Origin of the sequence: Pseudacidovorax intermedius (assembly GCF_003350475.1) — a bacterium.
In the GTDB taxonomy this organism is placed as follows: domain Bacteria; phylum Pseudomonadota; class Gammaproteobacteria; order Burkholderiales; family Burkholderiaceae_C; genus Xenophilus; species Xenophilus intermedius.
In genome coordinates, this window is sequence record NZ_QQAV01000001.1 from 788,044 (window position 1) to 809,710 (window position 21,667).

At 70.9% G+C, this 21,667-nt stretch carries 19 protein-coding genes; 9 read left to right on the plus strand and 10 right to left on the minus strand.

Annotated elements, in window-relative coordinates:
- Window positions 1-4: 4 nt before the first annotated feature.
- Together DFR41_RS03445 and DFR41_RS03450 are read left to right on the plus strand one after the other, a co-directional pair.
- Window positions 5-2,077 carry an ATP-binding protein gene (locus tag DFR41_RS03445; RefSeq protein ID WP_114801686.1) on the plus strand — a complete coding sequence of 691 codons (2,073 nt, stop codon included), beginning with the start codon at window positions 5-7 and terminating at the stop codon, window positions 2,075-2,077.
- Between the two features lie 5 nt (window positions 2,078-2,082).
- Window positions 2,083-2,718, plus strand: a complete 636-nt coding sequence (locus DFR41_RS03450; RefSeq protein ID WP_017758252.1) for a response regulator transcription factor — start codon at window positions 2,083-2,085, stop codon at window positions 2,716-2,718.
- A 111-nt stretch (window positions 2,719-2,829) separates the two neighbouring features.
- Here the strand turns inward: DFR41_RS03450 and DFR41_RS03455 are convergent, their stop codons facing one another.
- Window positions 2,830-3,498, minus strand: a complete 669-nt coding sequence (locus DFR41_RS03455) for a YiaD family glycine zipper/OmpA-like lipoprotein (protein WP_017758251.1) — start codon at window positions 3,496-3,498, stop codon at window positions 2,830-2,832.
- Window positions 3,499-3,750: 252 nt separating this feature from the next.
- On the minus strand, window positions 3,751-3,879 hold the full coding sequence (locus DFR41_RS28145) for a hypothetical protein (RefSeq protein ID WP_017760173.1): 129 nt from the start codon (window positions 3,877-3,879) through the stop codon (window positions 3,751-3,753).
- On the opposite strand from DFR41_RS28145, the gene mltA reads away from it, so the two are divergent.
- Together mltA and DFR41_RS03465 are read left to right on the plus strand one after the other, a co-directional pair.
- Entirely contained in the window at window positions 3,869-5,158 is a 1,290-nt protein-coding gene (mltA, locus tag DFR41_RS03460; RefSeq protein ID WP_425326685.1) for a murein transglycosylase A, read from the plus strand. The two genes, DFR41_RS28145 and mltA, sit on opposite strands and share 11 nt — an antisense overlap.
- Window positions 5,159-5,314: 156 nt before the next feature.
- Window positions 5,315-7,318 (plus strand): PhoX family protein, encoded by a 2,004-nt coding sequence (locus DFR41_RS03465; RefSeq protein ID WP_114801688.1) that lies wholly within the window; start codon window positions 5,315-5,317, stop codon window positions 7,316-7,318.
- Between the two features lie 79 nt (window positions 7,319-7,397).
- Here DFR41_RS03465 and DFR41_RS03470 read toward each other — a convergent pair whose 3' ends face one another.
- Window positions 7,398-7,694 (minus strand): hypothetical protein, encoded by a 297-nt coding sequence (locus DFR41_RS03470; protein ID WP_244917632.1) that lies wholly within the window; start codon window positions 7,692-7,694, stop codon window positions 7,398-7,400.
- A 259-nt stretch (window positions 7,695-7,953) separates the two neighbouring features.
- Between DFR41_RS03470 and DFR41_RS03475 the strand changes: the two genes are divergently transcribed.
- Both DFR41_RS03475 and DFR41_RS03480 read left to right on the plus strand, forming a co-directional pair.
- Entirely contained in the window at window positions 7,954-8,457 is a 504-nt protein-coding gene (locus DFR41_RS03475; protein WP_043117100.1) for a hypothetical protein, read from the plus strand.
- A 212-nt stretch (window positions 8,458-8,669) separates the two neighbouring features.
- Window positions 8,670-9,854, plus strand: a complete 1,185-nt coding sequence (locus tag DFR41_RS03480) for a metallophosphoesterase (protein WP_114801689.1) — start codon at window positions 8,670-8,672, stop codon at window positions 9,852-9,854.
- Here the strand turns inward: DFR41_RS03480 and DFR41_RS03485 are convergent.
- The 5 genes from DFR41_RS03485 to DFR41_RS03505 all read right to left on the minus strand — a co-directional run bounded on the left by DFR41_RS03485 (window position 9,829) and on the right by DFR41_RS03505 (window position 15,985).
- Entirely contained in the window at window positions 9,829-11,388 is a 1,560-nt protein-coding gene (locus tag DFR41_RS03485; protein ID WP_114801690.1) for a UdgX family uracil-DNA binding protein, read from the minus strand. The two genes, DFR41_RS03480 and DFR41_RS03485, sit on opposite strands and share 26 nt — an antisense overlap.
- 179 nt (window positions 11,389-11,567) lie before the next feature.
- On the minus strand, window positions 11,568-12,851 hold the full coding sequence (locus DFR41_RS03490; RefSeq protein WP_114801691.1) for a putative DNA modification/repair radical SAM protein: 1,284 nt from the start codon (window positions 12,849-12,851) through the stop codon (window positions 11,568-11,570).
- Between the two features lie 51 nt (window positions 12,852-12,902).
- A complete protein-coding gene (locus DFR41_RS03495) occupies window positions 12,903-13,880 on the minus strand; it encodes a lysylphosphatidylglycerol synthase domain-containing protein (protein ID WP_017760033.1) in 978 nt (325 codons plus the stop codon).
- Between the two features lie 5 nt (window positions 13,881-13,885).
- On the minus strand, window positions 13,886-15,175 hold the full coding sequence (clsB, locus tag DFR41_RS03500; protein ID WP_114801692.1) for a cardiolipin synthase ClsB: 1,290 nt from the start codon (window positions 15,173-15,175) through the stop codon (window positions 13,886-13,888).
- A 27-nt stretch (window positions 15,176-15,202) separates the two neighbouring features.
- Entirely contained in the window at window positions 15,203-15,985 is a 783-nt protein-coding gene (locus DFR41_RS03505; protein WP_114801693.1) for an endonuclease/exonuclease/phosphatase family protein, read from the minus strand.
- Between the two features lie 264 nt (window positions 15,986-16,249).
- Here DFR41_RS03505 and DFR41_RS03510 point away from each other — a divergent pair, with 264 nt between their 5' ends.
- On the plus strand, window positions 16,250-16,669 hold the full coding sequence (locus DFR41_RS03510; protein ID WP_114801694.1) for a serine/threonine protein kinase: 420 nt from the start codon (window positions 16,250-16,252) through the stop codon (window positions 16,667-16,669).
- Window positions 16,670-16,756: 87 nt separating this feature from the next.
- Here DFR41_RS03510 and DFR41_RS03515 read toward each other — a convergent pair whose 3' ends face one another.
- Both DFR41_RS03515 and DFR41_RS03520 read right to left on the minus strand, forming a co-directional pair.
- Window positions 16,757-17,287, minus strand: coding sequence for a Spy/CpxP family protein refolding chaperone (locus DFR41_RS03515; RefSeq protein ID WP_114801695.1), 531 nt, complete (start codon window positions 17,285-17,287; stop codon window positions 16,757-16,759).
- 191 nt (window positions 17,288-17,478) lie between these two features.
- The gene (locus tag DFR41_RS03520; RefSeq protein WP_114801696.1) at window positions 17,479-18,558 is read right to left on the minus strand and encodes a flavodoxin family protein; all 1,080 of its coding nucleotides are present in this window, start codon (window positions 18,556-18,558) and stop codon (window positions 17,479-17,481) included.
- A gap of 609 nt (window positions 18,559-19,167) precedes the next feature.
- Between DFR41_RS03520 and DFR41_RS03525 the strand changes: the two genes are divergently transcribed.
- Together DFR41_RS03525 and ubiM are read left to right on the plus strand one after the other, a co-directional pair.
- A complete protein-coding gene (locus DFR41_RS03525; protein ID WP_170159307.1) occupies window positions 19,168-20,358 on the plus strand; it encodes an adenylate/guanylate cyclase domain-containing protein in 1,191 nt (396 codons plus the stop codon).
- Between the two features lie 66 nt (window positions 20,359-20,424).
- Window positions 20,425-21,624, plus strand: coding sequence for a 5-demethoxyubiquinol-8 5-hydroxylase UbiM (gene ubiM / locus DFR41_RS03530; protein WP_114801698.1), 1,200 nt, complete (start codon window positions 20,425-20,427; stop codon window positions 21,622-21,624).
- The last annotated feature ends 43 nt before the right edge of the window (window positions 21,625-21,667 follow it).

Genomic DNA, 21,667 nt, shown 5'->3' on the forward strand with positions numbered 1-21,667 from the left:
GTCGATGAGCGCCAGCCTGCCCGCCGCCGAGCTGCCGATCGAGGCCGCCGCATTGCCGCCCCCCGGCTGGCGGCGCCTGCGCTCGATGTGGCGCCGCTGGTTCCTGTGGGTGCTGATGGCGCTGCTGGTGATGGGCCTGCTCATCACGGTGGTCTGGCTGGCGGGGCGCCACGAGATCGAGCAGGTGCAGCAGCGGCTGGAGCGCGACACCGCCGACGCGACGTCCGAACTGCGGTCGGCCCTTGCGCGCAACCTGCAGAGCCTGCAGGCCACCGACGCCGACCCGCAGCGCTTTGCCGCCGAGGCGGCGCAGCTGCTGCGCGGCCACCGCGAGTGGCTGCGCATCGAGCGGCGCGACGCCTCGCTGGTGCTGCAGACGGCCGAGGACACGCCCTACCGGCCGCATCCGCTGGACCTGCAGCAGCGCCCGTCCAGCCTGCCGGAGCTGGTGCAGGCCTGCACCGCGGCCGAGCGCCAGCGCGGCGGCGCCTACGCGCCCTCGCACTACCTGCCGCTGCCCGGCGGCGGCGGCATCGAGGTGCTGGAGGTCTGCCTGCCCTCGCGCCACGGCGGCTACCTGATCGCCCTCTATTCGCTGCGCGGCGTGCTCTCCGAGATGCTGGATGCGAGCATGACCCGCGGCCAGGAGGTCTCGCTGCTGGAGCTGGACGGCACGCGCCTGGCCAGCATCGGCACCGCGCGGCGCGCCGGCAACCGCGTGTTCACGGCGCAGCAGGCGCTGGAGCTGCCCGGCCTCACGCTGATGCTGCGCGTGGACGGCTGGCGCAGCGCACCGGATCTCTTCCCCAACCTGCTCACCGGCCTGGTCACGGCCATGTCGATCGCGCTGGTGTCGGTGCTGGTGCTGCTGGCGCGCGACACGCGCCGGCGGCTGCGCGTGGAACACGACCTGTCGAACACCCTGGCCTTCCGCAAGGCGATGGAGGACTCGGTGCTCACGGGGCTGCGCGCGCGCGACCTGGACGGCCGCGTCACCTACGTCAATGCCGCCTTCTGCGACATGGTGGGCTTCACGGCCGAAGAGCTGCTGGGCCGCGCCGACGAGATGCCCTACTGGCCGCCGGAACTGTCGGCCGAATACCGCAACCGCCAGCACATGCGTCAGGCCAGCGGCGGCACCGCGCGCGAGGGCTACGAGTCGGTCTTCCGCCGCAAGGACGGCAGTCGCTTCCCGGTGCTGATCTTCGAGACGCCGCTGATCGATGACCGGCGCGTGCAGACCGGCTGGATGAGCGCCATCGTCGACCTGAGCGAGCAGCGCCGCATCGAGGAGATGTCGCGCGCCAGCCAGGAGCGGCTGCAGGCCACGGCACGCCTGGCCACGGTGGGCGAGATGGCCTCGCTGCTGAGCCACGAACTCAACCAGCCCCTGGCCGCCATCGCCAGCTATGCGACCGGCTCGATCAACCTGCTCGAAAGCCCGCCGCTGCCCGGCCAGGAGGCCGAGGACCGCCATCAGCTGGCGCTGGCCATGCGCCGCATCGCCGAGCAGGCCGAGCGCGCAGGCCGCGTGATCCGCAGCGTGCACGACTTCGTGCGCCGCCGCGAGCGTGCGCGCGAGCCGGTGACGCCGCTGCAGCTCTTCGAGGCCGTGATGCCGCTGGTGCAATTGCAGGCCCGCAAGCTGGACGTGCGCGTCGAACTGCAGGTGCCTGCCAACCTGCCGCCGGTGCTGTGCGACCGCTCGCTGGTCGAACAGGTGCTGCTCAACCTCGCGCGCAACGGCATGCAGGCCATGGACCGGTCCGAGCTGCGCCGCCGCGTGCTCACCCTGAGCGCAGAACCCGCGGACGGCAGCGCTGTCGACACGCGCCGCTGGATCGCCTTCAGCGTGGCCGACGAGGGCTGCGGCATCGACGCAGAGGTGCAGGAGCGCCTGTTCACCCCCTTCTTCACCACCCGCCGCGACGGCATGGGCCTCGGCCTGAGCCTGTGTCGTACGGTGGTCGAGCAGCACGGCGGCGCGCTCGGACACGCGCCCAACCGCCCGCGCGGCACCGTCTTCCGCTTCACGCTGCCGACGGGCCGCGGCGAGGCGGCGCCCCTTTCCTTCTGACCCCCATGCAACCCCTCATCGACGCCCTCATCTTCATCGTCGACGACGACGCGAGCGTGCGCGAGGCCCTGGCCTGGCTGCTGCGCTCGCGCCGCCTGGCCAGCGAGCATTTCGCCAGTGCCGACGCCTTCACCGCCCGGCTGGACGAAAGCACCGCCTTCCGCAACCAGCCGCGCTGCCTGCTGCTGGACGTGCGCATGCCCGGCACCAGCGGCCTGGCGCTGTTCGACCGGCTGGCCGGCGCCGGCCAGTTGGACGAGATGCCCGTGATCTTCCTCACCGGCCATGCCGACGTGCCCACGGCGGTCGACGCCGTCAAGCGCGGCGCCTTCGACTTCTGCGAGAAGCCCTTCTCGGACAACGCCCTGGTGGACCGCGTGGAGGAGGCGCTGCGCCTGTCGCAGGCCGCCATCGACGTGCGGCAGGCGCGCCAGCGCATCCAGCAGCGGCTGGAGGAGCTGACCGAGCGCGAGCGCGAGGTCTTGCGCCGCGTGGTGCGCGGCCTACCCAACAAGCTGATCGCCGACGAGCTGTCGATCAGCGTCCGCACGGTGGAAGTGCACCGGGCGCGCGTGTTCGACAAGATGGAAGTGAAGTCGGCCGTCGAGCTGGCCAACCTGCTGCGCGGCGCGGACGCCTGATTGCGCCGCGCACGGCCAGACGCGACAACGCCGCGGCCAGTCCCGAGGGTCCGGTCCACGGCGTGTTGCCGTCCGCCCTCCCCGGGGGCCGCAGACGGCGATGGAGATCGATCAGCCGCGGTTGGGTGCGCGCTCGCCGACGTAGATCTCGACGCGGCGGTTCTGCGCGCGGCCGGCATCGGTGGCGTTGCTGGCGATGGGCTCGCGCGAGCCACGGCCGTCGATCTGGATGGCCCGGGCGGGCACGCCGCGCGAGGTCAGGTAGTCGCGGGTGGCGGCGGCGCGCTGCACCGACAGCGGATCGTTGATGGCGTCGGTGCCGGTGTTGTCGGTGTGGCCGATGATGCGCACTTCGGCATTCGGGTTGTTGCGCAGGCCGGTCGCGAACTGGTCCAGCACGCCCGCCAGCGTCGGGCGGATGTTGGCGCGGCCGGTGTCGAAACCGGCGTCGCTCGGGATGGCCAGCTTCAGCTCGTTGTTGGCGGTCTGGGACACGGCGATGCCGGTGCCCTGGGTGGCCTGCTCCATCTGGCGCTTCTGCGCTTCCATGCGCTGCGACCACAGGTAGCCGCCCAGCGCGCCAACGCCAGCGCCGATGGCCGCGCCGGTGGCGGCAGTGCGGCTGTTGCCGGTGGCCGCGCCGATGGCCGCGCCGCCCAGCGCGCCGATGCCAGCGCCCATGCCGGTGTTGCGCTGCGTGTCGCTCATGCCGGCGCAGCCGGTGAGGAAGACGGCCAGGGCGGCGGAGCTGAGGACGAGCTTGCCCGAGAGTTTCTGCATGGTTGTTTCTCCTTGGATGGCACCCGCCTCACCATGGCCGGGACGTCCGTCCACCCGGCGGGTTGGCGCCATTATGGGAGGCGCCCAGGGCGACGGCGAGACAGGGAGGATGGCCTGCCAGCGCCGATGAAAACCTGACACACGCCTTTATCCATCAATCTTGACCGCTATCAAAAGTGAATCGCTTGCCCCTTGGCACCGCCGAGGTCGCATGCCCTTCCCACAGGCGGCTGGCCGACTGTCCGACAGGGTTCAGGGCTTCTTGTCGGGGTCCTCGTCCGGCGGCAGTTCACCCCCGCGGCGACCGTGGAACATGGTCCACCACACAATCAGCACCAGCACCGCCAGTGCGGCGAATGCTTCCAGCAAAATCAAGTACATGCGTCCCAATGCTCCACAAGTTTCACGGCTGTTCCTCCTGCAGGGCCGCCTTGCCACCGCGCCGGGACAGGCGCCCTCGCGGGACGGCACGCCGCTGCGGCGGCAGGGCGCGGGACGCTGGCGCGGCCTGGCGGCCCTGACCGCGGCGGCCATCGTAGCGGTGCTGGCCGGCTGCGCCTCGGCGCCGGTGCCCCCGGCCCGCACCGTCGCGCCCACGGCGCCCCCGCCCCAGCCGCCGCTGGCACCACTCACCGGGCCACTCACCCATCCCAAGAGCCGCTGGGTGCCAGTGGACTGGTCCGAGCTGCCCGGCGTGCAGGACGATGCGATGCACGAGGCCTGGATCGTGCTCATGGCCAACTGCCAGCGTCCCAATGCCGTGATCTCGCCGCTGTGCCAGGAGCTGCGCCGGCTGTCGATCGGCACGCCCGAGGAGCAGCGCGCCTTCCTGATGGAGCGGTTGCAGCCCTACCGCGTGGAGGCGGCCGATGGCCAGTCGCAGGGCATGCTCACCAGCTACTACGAGCCGGTCTTCGAGGCCAGCCGCACGCCCTCCTCCGCCTATGCCGTGCCGCTCTACCAGACCCCGGCCGGCTGGGCGCCGCGCCGGCCCTGGTACACCCGCCAGCAGATCGACACCCTGCCCGAGGCCCAGGCCGCACTGCGGGGGCGCGAGATCGCCTGGCTGTCCGACCCGGTCGATGCACTGATGCTGCACATCCAGGGCTCGGGCCGGCTGCAGATCACCGAGCCCGACGGCAGCCGCCGCACGGTGCGCCTGGCCTTCGCCGGCACCAACGAGCAGCCCTACCGCAGCGTGCAGCAGTGGCTGGCCAGCCAGGGCGTCTCGCCCATCGGCCGCTGGCCGGAGGACGTGAAGGACTGGGCGCGCCAGAACCCCCAGCGCGTGCAGCAGATGCTGTGGAGCAATCCGCGCTACGTGTTCTTCCGTGAAGAGCCGCTGACCGAGCTGGACGCCGCCTTCGGCCCGCGCGGCGCCCAGGGCGTGCCGCTGACGGCGGGCCGTTCCATCGCGGTGGACCGCGAGTCCATCCCCTACGGCACCCCCGTGTGGCTGGCCACCAGCGGGCCGGTGGCGCAGATGTCGCGGCTGGTGGTGGCGCAGGACACGGGCAGCGCCATCCTGGGTGCCGTGCGCGCCGACTTCTTCGCTGGCACCGGCGCCGAGGCCGGCCGCTTCGCGGCGCGCATGAAGCAGCCGCTGCGGCTGTGGGCGCTGTGGCCGCGCGGGGTGGACCCCTCGGGCGCCGGATTCTGAGCGACCCCGGCCGGCCTGGCGCTTATCGCAAAAAACTGCCACCAGGCTGACCATTTCACGCCGCTGTCATCGAGCGGCGCCATCGTCACGGCTTTCGGCCGACGCCCGCCTCACGGACGGCGCCGGCCTTGTTCTCCCCCGTTAGAGAGTCCGACGATGACGACCCACGACAGCATCCTTTCCGTCCCCACGCGCCGCAAGGCGCTGAAGCTCTTCGGCACCGCGCCGCTGCTGCCGCTGGGCGGCGCTGCCCTGCTGACCGCCTGCGGCGGCGGCAGCGACGGCAACTTCAACTTCGCGGGCGTGACGCCCAGCCCGGCGCCTGCCCCTGCGCCCGTTCCGGCACCCGCCGCGCAGTACGTGTCCACCGAGTTCAGCAGCATGCCCGCGCCATCGCTCGTCAAGCCGGCCGAGATGGCCACCACGACGACCAGCTCGGTCATGAAGGTCGCGTTCAACGACGGCAGCAGCGTCAGCTACAACCTGGCCTACCAGCCCTACTTCATCAGCGGGCAGATGGTGCCGGACGGCAAGGGCGGCACCGTCCTAGCCGGCGGCTACTACGACATCAACAACAAGCCGATCATCGACAACTCGGTGGCCGGCAAGGAGCGCCAGTTCTTCTCGGACTGCGCCGATGGCAGCTCGCTGCTGACGGTGCCGGGCGCCAAGGTGAGCGGCGTCAAGGGCAATGCGGTGTTCGCCGTGGTGCAGTTCGAGTACACCAGCCTGGCGCAGGATCGCAAGACCGACATGTACGGCAAGCTGCCCTCGCCCATCGCCGTGCTCACGCTCGATCAGGACCCGAAGACAGGCAAGCTGTCGCTGGTCAAGTACCACAACGTCGACACCTCGGCCGCGCATGGCCTGTGGATCACCTGCGGCGCCAGCCTGTCGCCCTGGGGCACGCACCTGTCGAGCGAGGAGTACGAGCCGGACGCCTTCACCATCGCCTCCAACACGATGTTCCAGGCCTACAGCAAGAACGTGTTCGGCGATGCCACCAAGGCCAACCCGTACCACTACGGCCATCTGCCCGAGATCACCGTCAACGCCGACGGCACCGGCAGCTGCAAGAAGCACTACTGCCTGGGCCGCATCTCGCACGAGCTGATCCACGTCATGCCCGACGAGCGCACCGCGCTGATGGGCGACGACGCCACCAACGGCGGCCTGTTCATGTTCGTGGCCGACAAGGCACGCGACCTGTCGGCCGGCACGCTGTACGTGGCGCGCTACGACGAGGTGCTGACGGACACCAGCACCGCCAGGCTCACGTGGATCAACCTCGGCCATGCCACGAGCGCGGAGATCGAGGCGCTGGCCAACGCCCTGGTGCCCACGGACATCATGGACGTGCAGACCGCCGATCCGGCCGACGCGACGTACACCCGGATCATGTACAGCGGCAAGGCCAACTGGATCAAGGTCAAGACCAACAAGGACAAGGCCGCGGCCTTCCTGGAAACCCACCGCTATGCCGCCCTCAAGGGCGGCAGCATGGCCTTCACCAAGATGGAAGGCACGACGGTGAACGTCAAGGACAAGGTGGCCTACTCGGCGCTTGCCAACGTGCAGAGCTCGATGGTCAACGGCAACAGCGCCTGGATGAGCAGCGCCAACGTGACCTTCCCCAAGGTGCTGAACTGCGGCGTGGTGCTGGAGCACAAGCTGGGCGGCGGCGCCAAGGATTCCTCCGGCGCGGCCATCGACAGCGAATGGGTGGCGGTGAGCTCGCGCGTGCTGCTCACGGGCGAGGACCTGAGCACCCCCGACAGCCTGGGCAACACGACCAACCCGGACAAGATCTCCAGCGCCGACAACCTGAAGTTCTCCGAGAAGATGCGCACGCTCTTCATCGGTGAAGACAGCGGCCACCACGTCAACAACTTCCTCTGGGCGTACAACGTGGACACGAAGAAGCTGTCGCGCATCCTGTCGACGCCGGCCGGCGCCGAATCCACCGGCCTGCATGCGGTGGACGAGATCAACGGCTGGACCTACATCATGAGCAACTTCCAGCACCCGGGCGACTGGGGAAGCATCCACAGCGTCGTCAAGGGCACGCTGGAGCCGCTGATCCGCTCGAACTACGGCGACGGTTGCGCCGTCGGCTACCTCACGGCAGACCCGGTCCAGTACCGCCTGATCAAGGGCTGAGCGCGCAGAGGGGAACGGCGCGATGCCGCCCCGCCGCCTCGAAGGCGCGTCCGTCAGGACCTGACGGGCGCGTCCTTCCTCAGGTGACCTTGGAGATGACCCGCGCCACGCGGGCCACACCGCCGGTGCCGCTGGCGGCGCGTGCCACCAGGGCACCGCCGGCCGCCGCCTTGACCAGCCGGCCCAGGATCGAGCGGCTCCGGCCCGAGGACAGCAGCAGGGCCACCCCCAGGCCCAGCACCACCAGGTGCTCGCCCGGCAGGTCGGGGCGTCGGGCATCGAAGGCCTTCATCGCGTCGAGCCAGGATTGCTGGCCGTCGGTGCGGGCGGGCTCGACTGGCGAGTCGGGCGTCTGGGGGAAACCGGGCTGGGTCATGGCAGGCATCGGAAATAGGCAGAGAAGCGACGCTTGTAGACCGCCGGGCGGCCCCCGCCTGTAGGTGCACGCCCGCTGCCGATGCCCCATGCTGGCGCATTCCGGCGCCAAAGCCCGCCCGTGCCGGCGCCTGCTGTCAAGGGGAGCAGTCCCCAGACTGCGCCCGATTCTTGCTGAGCACAATGGCCCGGCCGCCGTTGCGGCCCGCAAGGCCGGGTCGATCCGGGCCGCGCACCGTCCACCGTTGTTGAAGAAGTCCATGTCCTTCCGGCTCTCCCGTCTTCTTTCCGCCGCCGTCACCGCCGGCGCCTGCGTCCTGTCTGCAGGCCCTGCCTCCGCCGCGCCGTTGCCGGACATCCTCATGGCGCCGCAGGGCACCGAATACATGTGCGGTGGCGTGGGTCGCGAACAGCAGGCCTTCATGGAGATGGTCTCGCCGCGCTGGGGCGCCACCCTCGAGTTCGCGGTCTCGCGCGGCCAGCGCGGCCAGTTCGACGAGCCCGTGAAGGTGCGCGTGGTCAACAAGTACAACGGCGAACAGGTGCTCGACGCGGTCGCCCATGGTCCGTACATGCTGGCGCGGCTGGCTCCCGGCACCTACGACGTGCAGGCGACGCTCGGGCCGTTGACGCTCACGCAGACCCTCAACGTGGCGCTGGGCGCCCCGGGACGGACACTGTTCCTGTGGCCGTCCAATTTCGACATCGCCGCCGCCACGCATCCGCCGCAGGCCCTGGCCCAAGGTCCGCAGGCCGACCACTGACAAGGTGTGAACGACCCCGACATGCCCGCTCGGCCACGCCGGATTCATTCACACCTTGTGAGCGCGGGGCGTCCGGGGTCTCCCGCCGGTTGGCTCACACGCCGGCGGTAATTTCTTACCTTTAGCGCTTTTTATTACCCGCTTCTGCAAGGACAGCGGGTTTCCCCACGTGCGCAGTTTGCTGCGGCGCAGCAAAATGGCGCCCGCCTGCCATGCCTCTCGCTCCCATCGCCTTTCTGACCACGCTGCTGCACGTCTTCCTGGCCGTGCGGCTGCTGCCTGCCCTGGCGCAGGCGACCGGCGCCTGGCCGGTCTTCGCGCTGCTGCTGCTGCTGTCGGCCGTGACCATGCCGCTGCCCTTCCTTCGCCGACTGCCCCTGCCCGACGTGCTGCGCGCCCCGGTGCGCTGGGTCGGCCTGCTGGCCATGGGCTGGTTCTCCTCGGTGTTCGTGCTGGCGGTGCTGCGCGACATCGGGCTGCTCTCGGCCTGGGCCGTCACGCGGCTCGCCGATCTGTCCATGGACCGCGCCTCGTGGGAACAGGGCAGCGCCCTGGCCGTCATGGCACTGGCCACGGCCGATTCGCTGGTGGGCTTGTTCTTTGCCCGGCGCACGCCGCCGGTGCGCCGCGTGGAGGTGCCCATTGCCGGGCTGCCCGCGCGCCTGGCCGGCTTCACCATCGCCCAGTTGAGCGACCTGCATGTGGGCCCGACCATCCGCGCCTCCTACATCGCCCGGATCGTGGAGGAGGTGAACCGGCTCGGCGCCGACATGGTGGCCATCACCGGCGACCTGGTCGACGGCTCGGTAGCCGAACTGCGCGCGCATGTGGCACCGCTCGCGCGGCTGCGGGCGCGCCACGGCACCTTCGTGGTGACCGGCAACCACGAGTACTACGCCGGCGCTCATGCCTGGATCGACGAACTGCGCCGCCTGGGCCTGAAGGTGCTGCTGAACGAGCATGTCGTGCTGCAGACGCGCAGCGTGCACGGCGCGCAGACCGACGAGGAGATCCTCGACAGCGCGCTGCTGGTGGCCGGCGTGACCGACTACACCGCCGGCCACTTCGACGCCGCGCATGAAAGCGATCCCCAGGAGGCGCTGCGCGATGCGCCTCCGATGGTGGCGACGCGCATCCTGCTCGCCCACCAGCCCCGCAGCGCGCCTGCGGCGGCCGAGGCCGGGTTCCAGCTCCAGCTGTCGGGCCACACGCATGGCGGACAGTTCTTTCCCTGGAACCTGTTCGTGCCGCTGCAACAGCCCTTCACGGCGGGCCTGCACCGGCTGCAGGACATGTGGGTCTACGTGAGCCGGGGCACCGGCTACTGGGGACCGCCCAAGCGCCTGGGTGCCCCCTCGGAGATCACGCTCGTCACGCTGCGGCGCGCGGACGATTGAGGGCGGGGTCCTCGCCGCGCAGATAGCGCCCGGCGAGGGCGAGGTCGTCCAGCCAGGCGCGCCAGGCCGTGTCCCGCTCGGCCGGGTCGCCCCGCAGCAGCGCCGAAGGATGCAGCGTGACGAGCACCGGCAGATCGTCCGGTCCGGTGAGCCATTGCCCGCGCTCGCTCATCACCGGCACGGCCCGCCCCACCAGCGCACGGGCGGCCGTGGCGCCCAGGGCCACGAAGGCCTGGGGACGCACCAGCGCGATCTCCCGCTCCAGCCACTGCTGGCAGGCCAGCACTTCGCGCTGACCCGGGCTCTTGTGGATGCGGCGCGTGCCGCGCAGCTCGAACTTGAAATGCTTCACCGCGTTGGTGAGGAAGAGCGCCTCGCGCGGCCAGCCCAGTTCCTCCAATGCACGGTCCAGCAGGCGGCCGGCCGGGCCGACGAAAGGATGACCCGCCAGGTCCTCCTGGTCGCCGGGCTGTTCGCCCACCAGCATCAGCGGCGGGCGCAGCGCGCCCTCGCCGAACACGACCTGCGTGGCGTGCTCGCCGAGCGGGCAGTCGCGGCAGCGATCTGCAGCCGTGGCGAGGGAGGTGAGCGTCAGCGCGGGGTCCTGGGCCGTGTCCACCGGCGGCAGCGGGGCGCGGGCAGGAATGCGGCGACGCGGCTCGGCCGGCACGGTCTGCACCATCCGGCCCGTGCGCTCGGCCGCCTGCGCCGCCAGGGGCGCGATGAGTTGCGCCTCGGGCAGGTTCGCCCAGTACTTGCGCGGCATCTCCCGCGCCATCATCGACAGCTTGAGCCGGGCGGGATTGAAGATGTGGGCGTAGTAGGTGAGCCACAGCGCCTCGCCTTCGTCCGGTCCCGGGGCCTGTTCCCGCGAGGCGCCGGGGCCGAACTCCAGTTCGCCGGGCAGGGCCTCGTCACCCGCCAGGGGCGGCGCGTCCTTGGGAGAGGGCGTCCAGCGGACGGAGCACTCGGGCGTCAGGATGGCCCAGTGCATCTGCGTGAAGCGCCGCACGAAGAAGGGCGCCACGGCTTCGACGATGTGGTGCTCCGGCTCGAACCAGGCCACCGAGAGCGGTGGCTCGCCTTCGGGCTGGCCGACGGGCCGAAAGCGCACGAAGGCCTTCATCTTGTGCATGTCGCGCCGCACGGACTGGAGCATCTGCCGCGCGCGCAGGCGATCGGGGTCCAGCGGGTCCTGCCGCAGGCCGCGCTCGTGCACCAGCCGCCACAGCAGGCGGTAGAGCAGCGCGAAGCGTTGCGGGTCCTGATGCAGCACCACCTTTTCGCACAGCGTGATGAAGGCGGGCGGCACCACCAGCCTCCCAGGCCGCGAAGCATTGAGCGGCCGATGCGGCGCCGCAGCGGCGACGGGCGCAGGCGCGGCCTCGGCCTGCCACAGCTCCGGCGCGGGGTGGCCCGGTGTCTGCCACACCACCTCGTCAGGCGGGACCAAGGACGCCAGCAGCGTGCGTGCCTCACGACGGAAGCCCGGCCAATCGATCTCGCTTTCCAGGGTGATGACACGGGGACTCATGGGGATGCAAGGTAGGGAGGCGGAAGCGCCCGTTCTGTAGGCAGGTGACCCGCGGCGCACAGGTCGGATTCATGCGCCTGGGTCAGCGGGGGACTGCAGCACGTGCGCAGACCTGCGTGATGCGCGCGGGCCGGCGCCCGCCGCGTTGCGCGCCCGCCCTGACGCGCCACGCCGGACGCTCAGAACAGGCTGGCCTGGACGGGCGCCGCGGGCGCGGCGAGCGTGGCGCGCAAGGCGGGCGACTCCAGCGCCCGTGCGGGACGATGGCCATCGAGCTGCACGAAGGGCATCACGCGCGCCACGGGCACGCGCAGGCGGCGCAGGTCCTCGGCCCGCAGGCGTCGGTGGCGACGCGCGGCCACCAGCTGCTGCACGGCCCGCACACCGAGGCCGGGCACGCGCAGCAGCAGCTCGCGCGGGGCGGTGTTGAGGTCGATGGGAAAGCGCTCGCGGTGCGCGAGCGCCCAGGCCAGCTTGGGGTCGACGTCCAGCGCCAGCATGCCCTGCTGCGAGGCCGGCACGATCTCGTGGTGCTCGAAGCCATAGAAGCGCATGAGCCAGTCGGCCTGGTAGAGGCGGTGCTCGCGCATCAGCGGGGGCGCTGCGGGCGGGAGGCGGCTGGCTGCATCGGGAATGGGGCTGAAGGCCGAGTAGTACACGCGCCGAAGCCGGTAGGCGCCGTAGAGGTTGGCGCTGGTGTCGAGGATGGCCACGTCGGTGGCCGCATCGGCGCCGACGATCATCTGCGTGCTCTGGCCGGCGGGCGCGAAGCGCGGCGCCTTGCCGCGGCGCGGGCCGGTGACGGGCAGGGAGACGGCCTTGGCCGCGGCCACCGCGTCGTCGCCGGCCTGGCCCTTGGCCTCGCCAATGTGCACCGCCATGCGAGCCATCGAGCGGCGGATGGCCGTGGCGTCCTTTTCCGGCGCGAGGGCCTCGAGGCCGGCGGGCGTGGGCAGCTCGACATTGATGCTCAGCCGGTCGGCATAGCGTCCGGCGCGGGCCAGGAGCACCGGATCGGCATCGGGGATGGTCTTGAGGTGGATGTAGCCGCGGAAGTCGTGGTCCTCGCGCAGGATGCGCGCCACCTCCACCAGTTGCTCCATGGTGTAGTCGGGGCTGCGGATGATGCCGCTGGACAGGAACAGGCCCTCGATGCAGTTGCGGGCGTAGAAGTCGAGCGTGAGGTGCACCACCTCGTCCACCGAGAAGCGTGCGCGCGGCACGTTGCTGCTCACGCGGTTGATGCAGTAGAGGCAGTCGTACTGGCAGAAGTTGGTGAGCAGGATCTTGAGCAGCGAGATGCAGCGGCCGTCGGGCGCATAGCTGTGGCAGATGCCCATGCCCTCGGTCGAGCCCATGCCGCGTCCGCCGCGCGAGTCACGCTTGTCCGTGCCGGATGAGGCACAGGAGGCGTCGTACTTGGCCGCGTCGGCAAGGATGGCGAGTTTGCGCTGGAGATCCACTGGATGAATATACAGCCCCGCGCCGCCGTTGCGCGAAGGCCCCGCGCGCGATCAGGTCTTGTGCCGGTGGCGCGCCCGCCACTCGGTGACGCCATAGAGCATCACCGCCACGACGAGCGGGAGCAGGTAGTACACCGCCCGATAGGCGAGCAGCGCCCCCAGCAGCGGCGCCTGCGGCACCCGGTGCGACAGCAGCGCGACGAAGACCGCCTCCAGCACGCCCAGCCCAGCGGGCACATGGGTGATGACGCCGGCCACGGCCGCGACCAGCAGCACGGCCAGCACCTGCGGATAGTCGACACGCCCCTGCAGCAACAGCCAGACGATGGCGCCCATCAATGACCAGTTGGCCGCGGACAGCAGCAGCTGAAGCGCACCCATGCGCAGCGAGGGCACTTCCAGCGCATGGCCGCGCACCGTCATCGAGCGCCCGCCCGCGAAGGCGCACAGCAGCAGGTAGCCGAGGGCCACGGCCGCCAGAACGACGCCGAGCACGCGAAGCCCACCACTGTCGATGCGCCACTCCGGCGGCAGGGCGAGCGGCGACAGCGCGAAGGCGGCGCCCGCCACCAGCAGGTAGCCGATCCAGTTGGTGAGCATCGAGAAGCCCAGCACCCGCGTGATGTCCGAGGCGCGCAGCCCGAGCCGCGAATAAAGCCGATAGCGGAAGGCCACGCCGCCCACCAGCGAGCCGAAGTTCAGGTTGAAGGCGTAACTGATGAAGGCCACGCCCATGACGGTGGGCGCGCGCAGGCCATGGCCGGTAAGGTGACGGCCGAGCAGGTCGAAGGTGGTGTAGAGCGCAAAGCTGAAGGCCGCAAGGGCCGCCGCGGCGGCCACCAGGGCGAGCGGCAGCGCTTGCAATGCGTCCAGCACCTCGTCCCATTCGATGGTGCGGGCCTGCCGCACGATCAGCCATCCGACCCCCAGCAGGAAGGCCCACAGCGCGCCGCGCTTGAGCCAGGGCCACCAGCGTCGCTCGGACGCCGCCGGCCGGGCTGGCGCGCGGGCAGAGGCGGCCGTCGGCATGGCCGTCAGACGGCGTCGGCCGGCTGCGCGCCCAGGGGCGCAGCCGCAGCCGGCGGCACCGCCGGCTTGAGCTGCGGCGCATGGCGCGGCAGCCAGCTGGTGAGCGAGGGATACCAACGCAGGAAGTGAAAGACGAAGAAGCTGCGCACCAGGCGCCAGCCGCTCCACTCCTCGGCCAGGTCTTCGGGCGCGATCTGCTTGCAGCTGTGGCGCATCAGGTGCTCCAGCCGCTCGGACAGCACGCGGTTGAAGCCCTCGCCGCGCAGCACCACATTGGCCTCGAGGTTGAGCGAGAGCGACAGCGGATCGAGGTTGCTCGACCCCACGGTGCTCCAGTCGTCGTCCACCAGCGCCACCTTGCCGTGCAGCGGGCGCTCGCAGTATTCGTAGATGCGCACGCCGGCATGCAGCAGGTGGTGGTAGAGCATGCTTGCCGCCTTCTTTACGATGGGCATGTCGGGCTCGCCCTGCAGGATCAGCCGCACATCCACACCCCGCCGCGCCGCCTGCCGCAAGGCCTTGATGAAGCGGTAGCCCGGAAAGAAATAGGCATTGGCGATCACGACGCGCCGACGCGCCTTGCGGATCGCCTCCAGGTAGTGGCGCTCGATGTCCGTCGTGTGGTGGCGGTTGTCGCGGGTGACCAGCAGGGCCTGCATGCCCTGTGCCGCCTGCGGCCCGCGCAGCCGCGTGGCCGTGGGCGGTGCGTCATGGTGGGCGGGCGACTGCTGCAGCGCCTGCACCCGCTTCATGCGCCGCCGGTACCAGCGCGGCTTGCGTGCCCCCAGGGCGATCTCGCGCAGCACGAAGCGGTGCAGCTCGCCCACAATGGGGCCGCGCAGCTCGACCGAATAGTCCTGCTTGGCCTCGGGGCCGAAGTCGGCCAGGTGGTCGGCGGAGTAGTTGATGCCGCCGATGAAGGCGCGCCAGCCATCGACGACCACGATCTTGCGATGCATGCGGCGGAACACATTGAGCCGCTTGCCGAAGAAGCGCTCGCCGGGGTCGAACACGCGCACCTTCACACCGGCCGCAGCCAGCTCGCCCAGGAAGCGCGCGGACAGATCTGGCGAGCCGAAGCCATCGATCATCAGGTCGATGCTCACGCCGCGGCGGCCGGCCTCGCACAGCGCCTCGTGCAATGCGAGACCCACCTTGTCCTCGAAGAGGATGAAGGTTTCGATCACCACCTCGCGCTCGGCGCGACGGATGGCCTCGAAGACGCGCGGAAAGAACGCCTCGCCGTTCTCGAGCAGTTCGACGTCGTTGTCAGGGTGCCATGTGGGCGCGGTCATGGTCGCAGTCGCTCCATCGGCATGGGATCAGAAATGAATTTCGGCCACCAGCGGTGCGTGGTCGGACAGATGGGACCAGGGCGTGCGGGGCAGCACCACCGGCGCGGAAACATCGGCATTGCGCACGTAGATGCGATCCAGCGGCAGCAGCGGAAAGCGAGCCGGGAAGGTGCGGGCTGCCTTGCCCGTTGCGCTCATGAAGACCTCCTTCAGGCCGGCTCCTTCTTCCAGCACAGCGTTTGCGCGGCTGCGCCAGTCGTTGAAGTCGCCCGCCACGATCAGCGGGGCATCGGCCGGCACCTCATCGCGGACGATGTGGCACAGCAACTCCAGCTGCTGCTGACGGTGCGACTCGGCCAGGCCCAGGTGGGCGCAGATGGCATGCAGCTCGCCCGCGATGCCGGGCATGCGGATCGCGCAATGCAGCAAACCGCGCTTTTCCGGCCCCGCCACCGATACGTCATGGTTGCGGTGATGGACGATCGGAAACTTGGACAGCAGGGCATTGCCATGGTGTCCGCGCGGATAGACCGCGTTGCGGCCATAGGCGAACTGCGGCCACATGGTGTCCGCGAGGAATTCATAGTGCGGTGCCTCCGGCCAGTTGTCGACCCGACGCGCATGCCGCTCGTGCGTGCCCAGCACTTCCTGAAGGAAGACGACGTCGGCGCCGACCGTGCGCACGGCTTCGCGCAACTCCGGCAGGATGAAGCGCCGGTTGAAGGTGGTGAAGCCCTTGTGCGTGTTCACCGTCATCACCTTGACGCGGCGCGCGGCGGCGGGGACCGAGGCAGGCTCGGGCGCAGGCATGGACAGATCGGGTTGGGGCAATGAGGACACGGGGCATGTTGTAGGCCGCCCGTCGGAACTGCCCTGTAGGAGCGCGTCCGGTTCCCCACGCCCATTTTTTCTCCAGCCGATTTCGCTTCAGCAGCGGCCCATGCGGATGCGGCTCCTACAGGGGCGCGCAGTCGAGGCCCACACCGGCGTTGCAATCGGCACCGCTACGGTGCTTGCACGCCGTCGGGATGGCGACGTCATCCCGCAACTTCCAACCCATCGAAGGAGAGACCCATGACCCGCACCACTCGCACCCTGTCCGCACTCGCCGCCGCCAGCCTGATGGCCGTGGGCGCCAGCGCCATCGCCCAGACCACGGTGCCTGCGACGCAGGGCCAGGCCAGCACGATGACGCCGGCCGGCGTGCCCAACCCCACGCAGCGTCCCGACGGCACCATGCCGGCCCAACGCGACAACGTGCGTTCCGAGGCCCGGGCCAACAACCGCATGCCCGACAACACCACGACGCCCAGCGGCCAGCCGAGCACCGTGATGAACGGCCAGCCCAACCCGACGCCGCCCGTGAACCAGAACACCCGCGCCGAGGTGCGCGCCGACACCAAGGCCGACATGCAGCGTCGGCCCTATGGCAATACCGGCGAGCGCCCGGACGTGCCCACCAACCCCAAGAACATGACCGGCACGCCGAAGTGACCGACACCGGCGCCACCCACCCCGGCGCCGCACGAAAAAACCCCGGCCGATGGACCGCGGTTTTTTCATGGGCGCTCGCCTCGAATGTCAGCCGCGGGCTGCATCTCCGGGCCGTGGCCCGTGGCCGTGCGGATGCTCGCCACGCGCATGCATGCGCGGCAGCGTCTCGGCATCGAAGGTCTGGCGCTGCTGCGGCGACAGCTGCGCATAGAAGCTGCGGGTCGCATCGGCCACCTTGGCGAAGCGCGCCTGGCGTTCAGCCTGCCGGGCCTGCATGCGGTCCAGACGCTCGGGGGTGCTGAGCTTGGCCAGATCTTCACGCGCCCCCGGGGGACGCGCTGGCGGCGTGAAGGCGCTGGCATAGGCGTCCCAGGCGGGCTGCTGGGCCGGCGTCAGCTGCAGCTTGGCCTTGAGGGCCTCCATGCGCTTGGCATGGTGCTCCTTCATGCGCTCCATGCGCTGCTGCGGGTCCATGGTCTTGCCATGGCGCTGGCCGTTCATGCCGGCCGGCGGCGGGGCGCCCTCTGCAGGGGCCGACGGCGCGGGCTGCGCGGAGGCGGCGAAGGCGGCACAGGCCAGCAGGCCGGCCGCGAGGAGGGAATGACGAGGGGATTTCATGGTGCTTCCTTTCCGAAGACCGCCACCGGATCGGCAGCGTGGAGACGACTGTGCGCCCCGCAGGTCAAGACGGCGTTCGTCCTCGGTAAGCGACAGGTGTGTCGAGGTAAAGAAGCGTGAAGCCTGCCGCGTGATCGGGCAGGAATCGAGGAGCCGCAACCCCGCGACCCTCGCGCGGGCGTTGCAGCTGCTTACTTGGGCCGCGGCCTCTTCAGGCGCGCATCGGGCGGGGAAAGGCGACCGGCGCGCAGCATCCCTACGGCCGTCGCCACCGCGCGGGCGGCATTGCGGGCCTCTTCCTGCATGGCCTCGTCGGCGTCCAGTGTCTGGTGGCTGGTCGCGTACGGCTCGTAGTAGCCGATGTAGCGGTCGAGTCTGGCCTGGGTGCCCGCGTCGATGAGGCCCATCCAGTCGAGCCAGTCGCAGAGGTTGCGGCGCAGGCTTTCGATGCCCGCCACGTCGCCATGCACCACCACGCCATAGGCCCGACCTTCCAGGTGCTTGGGATAGTCCCAGCCCTGGAGCTCCAGCGCCTTCGCTTGCGCGGCCTTCTTGCCGTGGGTGGACGTGGGATCGGGATTGCCGCCGTCGGCGCAGACCAGCCTGTCGATCATCGCCTTGAGCGGCGTGGGCGCCTGGTACCAGTGGGTGGGCGTGAAGATCAGCACGCCGTGTGCCGCCACCCAGCGCTCGTAGATCTCGTTCATCCAGTCGCCCGTCTGCCGCAGCGAATGGTTGGGATAGCAGCTGCAGGGCCAGTGGCACAGCGGCATGGCGGTGGAGGCGCAGCCCTTGCACGGATGGATGTGCCGACCGTAGTCGGAGGTGACCCGGCTCAGGTCCAGCACGTCGCACTGCAGGCCCTGGCCCTCGAGCACCTCGCGCGCCAGCTGCAGCAGGCGCCAGCTCTTGGACATCTCGCCGGGGCAGCTGCCGTCGTTGCGCGGCGAGCCGTTGATCAGCAGCACGCGCGAGCGCGTCTCGGGCCGGCTCCATTCGGCCTGCGCCGCGTCGATGCGCGCACGTGCCTCGATCCAGTCCACGGACAGCGCATAGCCCGGATCGGCATACCCCGGCCCCGCCTCCCGCGTCACCGGCGCCTTGCGCCCGTCTTCGTACGCCTCCCAGGCCACCTGTTCGATGCGGCCGATCGCCTCGGCCTCCGCGCGGAAGGCCGGGTCGTGGAAGACCTGCATGAACTGCACGTGGAAGGCCTCTCGCGAGAGGGGAGGCGGCGCCTGGCCGGTGCGGGGGGCATGGGGATCGTTCATGCGCTGCAGCGTAGGAGTTGTTCCGGGGTCGACGCCGGCGCCCGCAGCGCCTTGCGCGGTAAGCCCGCGCCGACAGCCTGGACAACTGCAAAGACGCCTGCCCCCTCCTCCATCTCTGTTGACGCTGCGTCTGCACGAGCCCACGACGCCTTGCGCCATCCGACCCGCACCGCTGCGGGATCAGCAGGACGTCGGTCCGCGGCCCGCAAGATCATGGGCCGCCGACGGTCCTGCTGCGGCAACCCTGCCCCGCTCGCATGTCGTTCGCGTCCTTCCTGCCCCGCTCCCGTCGCTTCCGGGTCGACGTGGGCACCCTCATCGCGGCCCTGGTGCTCGCGCAGTCGCTCGTGCTCATCGCCTTCGTGGGCTGGGGCGCACAACGGCTGGTCTCCTCCTTCGGCGAGGGGGCGCAGCGGGCCAATCACCGGCGGGTCCAGGAGAAGGTCGAGGCCTTCCTGGAGCGGGCCGCCACGGCGGTGGACGCGATGGTGCAGGCGCCCCACCTCGCGCCTGCCGGCAGCAGCGCCGACGACACCGCCGAGCTGCTGTGGGTGCTGCTGCAGCAGGCGCCCGAACTCGACAGCCTGTACGTGGCCGTCGGCGGGAGACGTGACCCTGGGCCGGCTGTCGGACTTCGTGCGCCAGTTCGCCCGCGCCGGCGAGGGCGACAGCGCGCTGCTCAGCGCCGACCTGCGCGTGCTGGCGCGCAGCGACCGGCCCGGCCGCATCACCCGGCTGGAGTCGCCCGCCGACGGCGTGCTCGCGGCCCTGCGCGAGCCGTTGGCCCGCGCAGGGGCCGCGAGCTTCACGATCACCTACCGCGGCGAGCGCTACTTCGTGCAGAGTTCGGTGATCGTGGCCACCGGCTGGCGGCTGGTCAGCTGGGTGCCCGAGGAGCGCGTGCTGGGCGGCGTGCACCGGGCGGTCGGCGGCGCGATGGCCACCGCGCTGGGCTTCCTGGGCGTGGTGCTGCTGCTGTCGCTGCGCCTGGCCCGCCGCGTGACGGCGCCGGTGGAGCGCCTGGCCGAATTCGCGCGCCGGATCGGACGGCTGGAGCTGGACGGCCCGGCACCCGCACAAAGCCGCGTGCTGGAGATCCAGCACCTGGCGCAGGCCCTGGACGACTCCGCCCGCGGGCTGCGCGCCTTCCGGCAGTTCGTGCCCGTGCAGTTGGTGCGGCAGCTCATGGCCGAAGGGTTGCCCCTGGGCGCCAGCGGCCGGCTGCGGCGGGTGACGATCATGTTCACCGACATCGCCGGCTTCACCGGGCTGGCCGAAGGCACCCCCGCGCCGGTGCTGGTGGCGCAGCTCACGGACTACTTCAACCTGACGGCGGCGGTGATCGCGCGCCATGGCGGCACCATCGACAAGTACATCGGCGACGGGATGATGGTGCTGTGGGGTGCCCCCACCGCGCTGCCCGACGCGGAGCTGCGCACCTGCCGCGCCGCCCTCGACCTGCAGGCCGAGGTGGACGCCCTCAACGACCGTGCACGGGCCGCGGGCCGCGCGCCGCTGCCCACGCGCATCGGCATCCACACCGGGCCGGTGATCGCGGGCGTGCTGGGCTCCAACGACCGCCCGGCCTACACGGCCATCGGCGATGCCGTCAACGTGGCGAGCCGAGTGGAAGAGCTCAACACCGCGCTGGGCACGCGGATCCTCATCTCCGAGGCCACCTGGCAAGGCGTGGCCGAGCGCCTGCCCGTGCGGCGCATCGCCACCGAAACCCTGCTGCGCGGCCGGCAGGCGCCCCTGACGGTGTACGAACTGCTCGAGGACCGGGCTGCCACGGGTTGAGGCCGGTCAAGCCGATGCGGCAGGGCGCTGGCCACAATGGACGGCCCGACTTCCGCCGCGAGACCCATGCGCCCCACCGATCCGCTCGACATCGCCATCGTGGGCGCCGGCCCCACCGGACTCGCCCTGGGCATCGCCCTCGCCCGCCAGGGCTACGGCGTGGACGTGCTCGACCATCAGGACGCCGACGCCCTCGCCGCGCCCGCCGACGACGGCCGCGAGATCGCCCTGACCCACGCCAGCGTCGGGCTGCTGCGCGAGCTGGGCATCTGGCGCCACCTGCCGGCCGCGGCGATCGGCCGCATCCGCGAAGCCCGGGTGACGGACGGCGGCCCCGCCTCGCCCGCCCTGCGCTTCCACACGGCGGGAACGGGCTGCGAGGTGCTGGGCGCCATCGTTGCCAACCATGCGATCCGACGGGCCTGCTTCGCGGCGGCCGCATCGCAGGAGCGCCTGCGGCTGCATCCCGGCCGGCGCGTGCAGCAGGTGCACATCGACGCGGACCATGCCCACATCGCCAGCGAAGGCGGCGCGCCGCTGCGCGCACGGCTGCTGGTGGCGGCCGACAGCCGCTTCTCGGGCCTGCGGCGCCAGCTCGGCGTGGGCGCTGCCTTGCAGGACTTCGGCCGCACCATGGTGGTCTGCCGCGTGGCCCACGAGGCCGCGGACCATGGCGAGGTGGCACACGAATGCTTCGGTCCGGAGCGCACGCTGGCCATGCTGCCCCTGCCGGGCCGCTTCAGTTCTGCCGTGCTGACGGTGCCGGGCGCGCAGGCCTCTCGGCTGTGCAGCCTGCCGGCCGACGCGTTCGCGCAGGAAATCCAACGCCAGTTCGGCGACGGGCTGGGCCCGCTGCGCCTGGCCGGCGAACGCCACGCCTATCCGCTGGTGGCGACCTATGCCGACCGCTTTGCGGGCCACCGCTTCGCGCTGGCGGGCGACGCCGCCGTGGGGATGCACCCGGTCACCGCCCATGGCTTCAACCTGGGGCTGCAAGGCGTGCGCAGTCTGTGCGCCGCCCTCTCGCATCGGCCGCTGTCCGACGATCCCGGCCGCGCAGACCGGCTGCAGCAATATGAACGAGTGCACCGCCGCGAGACGGCGCCGATCTACCACGGCACCAATGCGGTGGCGCGCCTCTATGCGGGCCAGAGGGGCGCGCATCGGTTGCTGCGCAGCGTGGTGCTCGAAGCCGCACGCCGGTTGCCGCCGGTGCGGGCGGCGATCACACGGCAGCTGATCGGCGCCGGCCCCGCCCGCTTCTGAACAGCGAGCTCAAGGGCTTCGACCCTCCGCCGACAGCAGAAAG

Bases quoted from the DNA above. Each gene is read 5' to 3' on its own strand.
- DFR41_RS03445 (WP_114801686.1), top strand. From the start codon at position 5: ATGAGCGCCAGCCTGCCCGCCGCCGAGCTGCCGATCGAGGCCGCCGCA.
- DFR41_RS03450 (WP_017758252.1), top strand. From the start codon at position 2,083: ATGCAACCCCTCATCGACGCCCTCATCTTCATCGTCGACGACGACGCG.
- DFR41_RS03455 (WP_017758251.1), bottom strand. From the start codon at position 3,498: ATGCAGAAACTCTCGGGCAAGCTCGTCCTCAGCTCCGCCGCCCTGGCC.
- DFR41_RS28145 (WP_017760173.1), bottom strand. From the start codon at position 3,879: ATGTACTTGATTTTGCTGGAAGCATTCGCCGCACTGGCGGTGCTGGTG.
- DFR41_RS03465 (WP_114801688.1), top strand. From the start codon at position 5,315: ATGACGACCCACGACAGCATCCTTTCCGTCCCCACGCGCCGCAAGGCG.
- DFR41_RS03470 (WP_244917632.1), bottom strand. From the start codon at position 7,694: ATGACCCAGCCCGGTTTCCCCCAGACGCCCGACTCGCCAGTCGAGCCC.
- DFR41_RS03475 (WP_043117100.1), top strand. From the start codon at position 7,954: ATGTCCTTCCGGCTCTCCCGTCTTCTTTCCGCCGCCGTCACCGCCGGC.
- DFR41_RS03480 (WP_114801689.1), top strand. From the start codon at position 8,670: ATGCCTCTCGCTCCCATCGCCTTTCTGACCACGCTGCTGCACGTCTTC.
- DFR41_RS03485 (WP_114801690.1), bottom strand. From the start codon at position 11,388: ATGAGTCCCCGTGTCATCACCCTGGAAAGCGAGATCGATTGGCCGGGC.
- DFR41_RS03495 (WP_017760033.1), bottom strand. From the start codon at position 13,880: ATGCCGACGGCCGCCTCTGCCCGCGCGCCAGCCCGGCCGGCGGCGTCC.
- clsB (WP_114801692.1), bottom strand. From the start codon at position 15,175: ATGACCGCGCCCACATGGCACCCTGACAACGACGTCGAACTGCTCGAG.
- DFR41_RS03505 (WP_114801693.1), bottom strand. From the start codon at position 15,985: ATGCCTGCGCCCGAGCCTGCCTCGGTCCCCGCCGCCGCGCGCCGCGTC.
- DFR41_RS03510 (WP_114801694.1), top strand. From the start codon at position 16,250: ATGACCCGCACCACTCGCACCCTGTCCGCACTCGCCGCCGCCAGCCTG.
- DFR41_RS03515 (WP_114801695.1), bottom strand. From the start codon at position 17,287: ATGAAATCCCCTCGTCATTCCCTCCTCGCGGCCGGCCTGCTGGCCTGT.
- DFR41_RS03520 (WP_114801696.1), bottom strand. From the start codon at position 18,558: ATGAACGATCCCCATGCCCCCCGCACCGGCCAGGCGCCGCCTCCCCTC.
- ubiM (WP_114801698.1), top strand. From the start codon at position 20,425: ATGCGCCCCACCGATCCGCTCGACATCGCCATCGTGGGCGCCGGCCCC.